At 36.5% G+C, this 6,000-nt stretch carries 4 protein-coding genes and 2 pseudogenes; 2 read left to right on the top strand and 4 right to left on the bottom strand.

From position 1 onward, the window contains the following. Positions 1-353: 353 nt before the first annotated feature. Positions 354-866 (top strand): annotated as a pseudogene (locus ACFQ4A_RS16970) (2-dehydropantoate 2-reductase N-terminal domain-containing protein); the annotation flags it as partial. A 194-nt stretch (positions 867-1,060) separates the two neighbouring features. Here the strand turns inward: ACFQ4A_RS16970 and ACFQ4A_RS16965 are convergent. The 4 genes and pseudogenes from ACFQ4A_RS16965 to cudC all read right to left on the bottom strand — a co-directional run bounded on the left by ACFQ4A_RS16965 (position 1,061) and on the right by cudC (position 4,336). Continuing rightward, a complete protein-coding gene (locus ACFQ4A_RS16965; RefSeq protein ID WP_382402581.1) occupies positions 1,061-2,497 on the bottom strand; it encodes a purine-cytosine permease family protein in 1,437 nt (478 codons plus the stop codon). A gap of 32 nt (positions 2,498-2,529) precedes the next feature. Next, a complete protein-coding gene (locus ACFQ4A_RS16960; RefSeq protein WP_382402580.1) occupies positions 2,530-2,694 on the bottom strand; it encodes a hypothetical protein in 165 nt (54 codons plus the stop codon). 107 nt (positions 2,695-2,801) lie between these two features. Next, the gene (locus ACFQ4A_RS16955; RefSeq protein ID WP_382402579.1) at positions 2,802-3,635 is read right to left on the bottom strand and encodes a nitrilase-related carbon-nitrogen hydrolase; all 834 of its coding nucleotides are present in this window, start codon (positions 3,633-3,635) and stop codon (positions 2,802-2,804) included. A 184-nt stretch (positions 3,636-3,819) separates the two neighbouring features. Next, a pseudogene (gene cudC, locus ACFQ4A_RS16950) lies at positions 3,820-4,336 on the bottom strand (choline uptake/conversion transcriptional regulator CudC). A 526-nt stretch (positions 4,337-4,862) separates the two neighbouring features. On the opposite strand from cudC, the gene ACFQ4A_RS16945 reads away from it, so the two are divergent. Further along, on the top strand, positions 4,863-5,090 hold the full coding sequence (locus tag ACFQ4A_RS16945) for a hypothetical protein (protein ID WP_382402578.1): 228 nt from the start codon (positions 4,863-4,865) through the stop codon (positions 5,088-5,090). Positions 5,091-6,000 lie beyond the last annotated feature (910 nt).

The raw sequence follows: 6,000 nt of genomic DNA, 5'->3' as shown, positions 1-6,000 counted from the left end.
CATGCCCACTAAGTATACAGGAGTTTTTATTGATATTGGTAAATTGTTCCGCAAGGAGTGGTGAAACTAGTCGCAATCACTGGTACAAATAACCGCAAGGTTGGTACAAGTTAAATGCAATAATCAACCAGAAACGTCCATTCAAGACGACCTGCATAAATTCGCCGATTGGTATGTCGATTATTATCAAAAGAAATAAGGCAAGGATTTAATACTGAACCATATCCCCATGCCTTTAAATAGGACTATTGATACAATAAGAGGTTGACGGGTTAGGGATCTCAGTGGAACAACCTACCGAAACTTGAAGAAAATATATGTTATCATACAGGGGAAATAGGGGGAATATACAAATGAAAATCGCAGTCGCAGGGACAGGTTATGTCGGCTTATCCAACGCCGTCCTGCTCGCCCAACATAACGAAGTCGTCGCATTCGATATCATGCAGGAAAAAGTCGATATGATCAACAATAAGAAGTCACCAATTGTCGACAATGAAATTGAAGATTTCCTCGCCAACAAGAACTTAAACCTGACCGCCACTACAGATCATGAGGAAGCCTTTTCCGACGCGGATTATGTCATCATATCCACACCGACCAACTATGATCCGGATTAGGACTATTTCGACACATCAACAGTGGAAACAGTTATCGGCAATGTCCTGGATACCAATCCAGATACCGTTATAGTGATTAAATCGACTATTCCAGTTGCCTACACGAAGGAAACCAATGCCAAATTCGGAACAAACAATATCATCTTCTCACCCGAATTTTTACGGGAAGGCAAAGCGTTATACGATAATCTATATCCGTCACGCATCATCGTCGGCGAAAAGTCTGACCGCGCGAAAACCTTCGCTCATCCTATTAGTAGTGTTAATTTCAATCATACTTTTAAACATATTGAAGGGAGTGAATTGCTCACACTTAACTAATGGTGAGGAAGATATGTGCTTACCCCTAAAAAAATAGATGTAGGGTATCCTACAAAGATTACGTAATCTTATTAGCAGAAACCTACATCATTTAATAACAATTTCAACCATTAAAGTCATTATGATGACTTTTTTATGTCTTCTTTAATGTCTTCTTCTTTAACGTCTTTTCTAAGATAATTATTAAGTGGTTTAATTTTGCTTAATAAAATATATGTGACAGAACAAACCAACATACATAGTCCAGTAGCCGTAGTATATTGAAATAGGTCACTTCTAGGTACAGCATTTATAGGATCATAAACCAAGAAGTAACTAAAAATCCCTAATGCAAATGAAATAAATGCAGGGATATTAAACCCTTTCGTATATTTATAGACTGTAGAATTATCTATTTGGTATAATCCCCTCATTGAAAATTTTTGCTTTCTTACTATATAAAAGTCAGCCAATATAAGTGCACAAGCCGACCCAGATATTGTACCAAGTACTGCAAGGAGGACTTCATAATACTCCCATATTCCTCCCCAAAAAATTAATAAAATTGTCCATCCACTCCAAAATATCGTTATTATGCTAAATTTGAGGTCAGGTTTCATTACTTTGGTACTTACTGCAAAACTGTACACTCCTACTCCCTGTGTAGTTATATTTGCTATAATAATAAATATTAGAGATATTGACCCTAACGCGGGGCCACCTAATTCAACAAGCCAATCTGTAGGATCGTGACTTATTGTTCCCGTAGCCGCATACATTGCTAGAGCAGTCATAATCCCAATACATATAAACATAGCCATTATACCGGAAAAACCGGCCATATGTCCCCAGTAACTAGCTCTTTCGGTTTTCACAAGACGAGCCAGTACACCAAGAGAACAAAACCAAGCAAGGACAAAAGCTATATTCCATTCCGTCACAAGCATATAATCTACAGTATTGGCAGATTTTCCAGAAACTAATGGATCCATAGATGCAAGATCTGAAAAAGAAAAATGGGAAAACACCGTAAACACAATAAATACACCAATAGCCAACAGACATGGAACCATTATTCTTGTAGAGGTTTTTACAGCCATAGGACCTTTTAAGGCTATCATCATACCGATTAATACAGACGTTGTTGCAATCCAAGGAGTCCAAGAAGTGGAAATTGAAACCCCTGCATATCCTAATAAATTCATAAACGAACTAGCGAATATATCAGCATTTATTGCGAAATATCCCATTATACCTGCTAGGCAAAGCAAAGCAATTATACTTACACCTATATTTCCGAAAACTGCACGTAGATAAATCCAAATGTCTATTCCATGCCTTGTTGGTATAATAACGGTTAAATATACGATTACTCCAGCCAAGACTATCCCGCATATTGTAGAAATTAATCCTTCTTTAAAACCAAGTAATTCAGCAATCTGCCCACCTTGGACGTAGCACCATGTTGCGATAGACCATGCCCCAGTAGCCAACAGTATATCCCAAAAACTATATATTCTTTCCTTTTTTAAAAGTGGTTTAACACCATAATACACATCATTATCTACATCTTTCACTATATACCTCCTCGTACAATTTTACCAAATATCTAAATAGCTCCCCATACTAAACCAATAAAAGATATAATACCGACAATCAGCATTCCAATGATGTCCTTTTTATTGATTGGTGGACCTAAATCATAAGAATCACTTTCGATAAATTTAATCCTTTCCTCAATATCACTTTCAAGACTGTCCTTTAAATTATTCATATATCATTAACCTCCCTTGTCGATCCATTTACGAAGCTAAAGATTATGTGGTCTTTTTAATTACTTTTTCTATATACATATGCTTTTGTGTGATTAAGTTAAATGTCTTATTCCTTTGTAAATTGGGAGTATAGTTCAGGCCTTCTATCTCTCAAAAAAGGATTTTCTATTCTAAGTTTTTCAACCTCTTCTAAGTCTATAGTAGTTACTTTAATCCCTTCCTCATTTCTAGGAAGTTCTTCTAACTGTTCTCCTTTCGGGTTATAAATTTTACTCAAGCCAAAGAAATTTAAGTTTTCTTGTTTTCCAACACTATTTACGCCTATTGTAAACAAAGTGTTCTCTTGAGCCCTTTGATATAAATTTCCATCCCACATTGCTTCCCACATTGTTTCGTTGTCTTCATAAGCCCAAGCTGAAGGAGCAAAAATCATATCTGCACCTTGTAAGCATAAACTTCTACTTACTTCTGGAAAACTTAGATCATAACATATTATCAACCCTATTTTTCCATATTTAGTTTCAAAAACATCCAATTTAGAACCTTGTCTATAATATAGCTGTTCGTTATCCCATAGATGACTTTTTGCGTAACTTCCAACTATTTTTCCTTCGTCATCAAATAAAATTGCCGAATTATATATCACACCATTTAATTCTCTTTTTTCACCGAATGGTGCAATTATATACAACCCATGTTCTCTTGCTTCATTAGAGATTTTTTCGACTATAAAATCATAATATTCAATCCCAAGTTCTATAGCTTTTTCACCTAAAACATCTAAATTGTACCCCGTTGCGAAAGTCTCAGGTAAACAAACTATATTAGCTTCTTTTTCTGCGGCCTCTCTTATAAATTTTTTTGCTTTTAACACGTTTTCCTTAACTTCACCAAGACTCGGGCTCATTTGAATTAATCCAATATTAACTTTTTTACTCATTATCCTAACTCCTTTATGAATAAATTTTTAATATGAACTTTTGTTTGTTCACTTAATCAAATAAATCCACTCTATGGGACTCATAGAAGATACATCAACAGGAAGACTTAAGCATGTGTAAACTATCTCTCCCTTTCTCGTTTGATCATCTTTCATTTGTATTGTTTTCGTCCTTTGGTAAAAATTAAAAAATCTCCCCTGATCGAATGCTTTGCACTAATTTGCCCAGCCATTGATAGTAGACTTTGGACTCTTTAAGCATTCGATAATATTCTCTTGCTTCTTCTCGAATCGAATCAGAAACGGATTTATCTTCGTAATCATCCCTTAAGTATCCCTCTGCCTTTTTAATTGCTTCCTTATCTATTTTTATTACGCGTTCCCACATCCTGCAGTAATATTTCATAAATGAATTAAAGAAATTTTTTCTGCAACATATGTATGCTTTCTGGTTCCACGCTGGAATTTCTTTTTGACCATGTCATTCTGCTGAAGTTTACGGATACCTGTACTCATACTCGGCTTGCTCATTCCTAATTCTTCCCGCATTTCATCAAGAATCATTTGGTCTGTGAGTATAGTGTTGTATAAAGTCTGCCGATTGGTGGCTATACACCGTACAGATTCATCGTTTCTGAAATAGATTCAATGACTTCGTCTTTTGCCTTTTTCAAATATTCTTTAAACTTTTCATCACTCAGCTTACCCAATAGAACCACCTCTCCTTCAATATGTTCAATATGTTAAAATTATTCTTAACATCTTTAATGTTAACTCTTTGAATGAAAATGTCAACACCCAAATAAAAGCTTTATCCCTTTGATTGCCGATGTGAACACTATCACATAAGTTAAGTTAGGGTGCCTGTCATGGAGCAGCCGACAAGGCTGAGAAACTAATGGAGTGAAAGTCTCCTGTCATCAATTGACCGGTTCGGATGACTAGCATATCCAATGCGTGGGGAGGTAACGAACCACGTTCTGCTTGGAAGTAAAAGCCACGGCGGCTTAACTTTACTCAGAGAAAGTAAGAGTCGGATCAGTTAGAGTGGCGAGCAAATTTAGAGGCCAAAAGGCTTTAACGAATACTGCAGCTCCGAAATACCTAACCCTTCAGAAACTGTTGAAGGGATCTTTGCTAGGCGCCGATCTGTTGTGACAGTGGAGAAGGCCGATGTTCTATGGGAAGAAACGGTTACAAGCACCATAGAAGCCGCCGGAGTAAGGAATGATACTTTATATGGAAAAAGAAGCAGTGGCAAGCCAAACCTGTCTGGATGAATTACAAACAAAATGGTTATTGACCGACATGAAAAGCAAAATTATCCAGACTGCTTGCCATTTAATCGATGATGAGGTATATACCAGAAAAGATGCTGCCTATGCTTTGCTGGAAGTTGTCACATTAATTGAATTGGAAGAGAAGAAGATTCGTCCGGATGATGTAAGGAATTAGTGCTTGTGAATGATGTCGGATAGGGATTGCAAGTAGAAATGGTTAGATTCTGGAGACTCCCGTCATCAATGTAAATCCCTATCCGTTAAATCGACTCAAGCATCGCATCAAATTGTTTGTTAGGCGGTTCGTCTTTCGTGACTTCCTCAATGAAACGAACCAATTTATCGCCGTTGATCAATTCAATTAGTTTATCCAGAATATAAGGTTCCGTTTAATCTTTTGGCTATGTCTTCACCCAAAATATCGTGTATCAGAGAAATATCTTCTCACCCTTATAATCGAAATGAATGCGGAAAAAAGGGCATATTCAGCCGAAAAATATTTTACGTATTCATGCCCTCAAATGTGCAATTGTTTTCGATTATAAGGGTAAATAAGCAGACGGTCACTCAAGAGTATTGCTTTATGATTCACGGCGAGAAGATCCCCACTTTAATTTTGGAAGACGTTAACCCAAAATAAGTGGGGGATGAATCGCCTTCGGACAAGGGATGTTTTTTGCCATCTTAATTGTCCGACTGTCCTTGAATGATGTTGATAGCAGATACCAACTAAACTTTTCCTTCAAAAAAATAAGCACAATAACAGGAACAAATGTTTGCATCCATTCTAAGATTCGTATATAATAAGATTAAGCGAAGGGGAAGGAAAATGCTTGTACATAAAGCCTACCATGAAAATAAACTTCTTTAAATGCGAAAAAAGACAATACTAAAGTAGGCCCGTTCCAATTCGTTAAAAAAATGGGAAAGAGCCACAATTCATTGATATGGATTGACTGGATTAATAACAAGTATGGACAGTCCAGTATATTTTCATTCTCTGTGGTGCAGCGGCGAATTTTCGCTGCATGTGTGACTATAATGAGAGGGTTATGTGGTGCAAAAATGTTATTCTGAGTCCTTTT

The sequence above is a fragment of the Lentibacillus salinarum genome (assembly GCF_042679865.1).
GTDB classification, from domain to species: domain Bacteria; phylum Bacillota; class Bacilli; order Bacillales; family Amphibacillaceae; genus Lentibacillus; species Lentibacillus salinarum.
This window is presented reverse-complemented; position numbering and strand designations above follow the sequence as displayed.

Bases quoted from the DNA above. Each gene is read 5' to 3' on its own strand.
- ACFQ4A_RS16955 (WP_382402579.1), bottom strand. From the start codon at position 3,635: ATGAGTAAAAAAGTTAATATTGGATTAATTCAAATGAGCCCGAGTCTT.
- ACFQ4A_RS16960 (WP_382402580.1), bottom strand. From the start codon at position 2,694: ATGAATAATTTAAAGGACAGTCTTGAAAGTGATATTGAGGAAAGGATT.
- ACFQ4A_RS16945 (WP_382402578.1), top strand. From the start codon at position 4,863: ATGATACTTTATATGGAAAAAGAAGCAGTGGCAAGCCAAACCTGTCTG.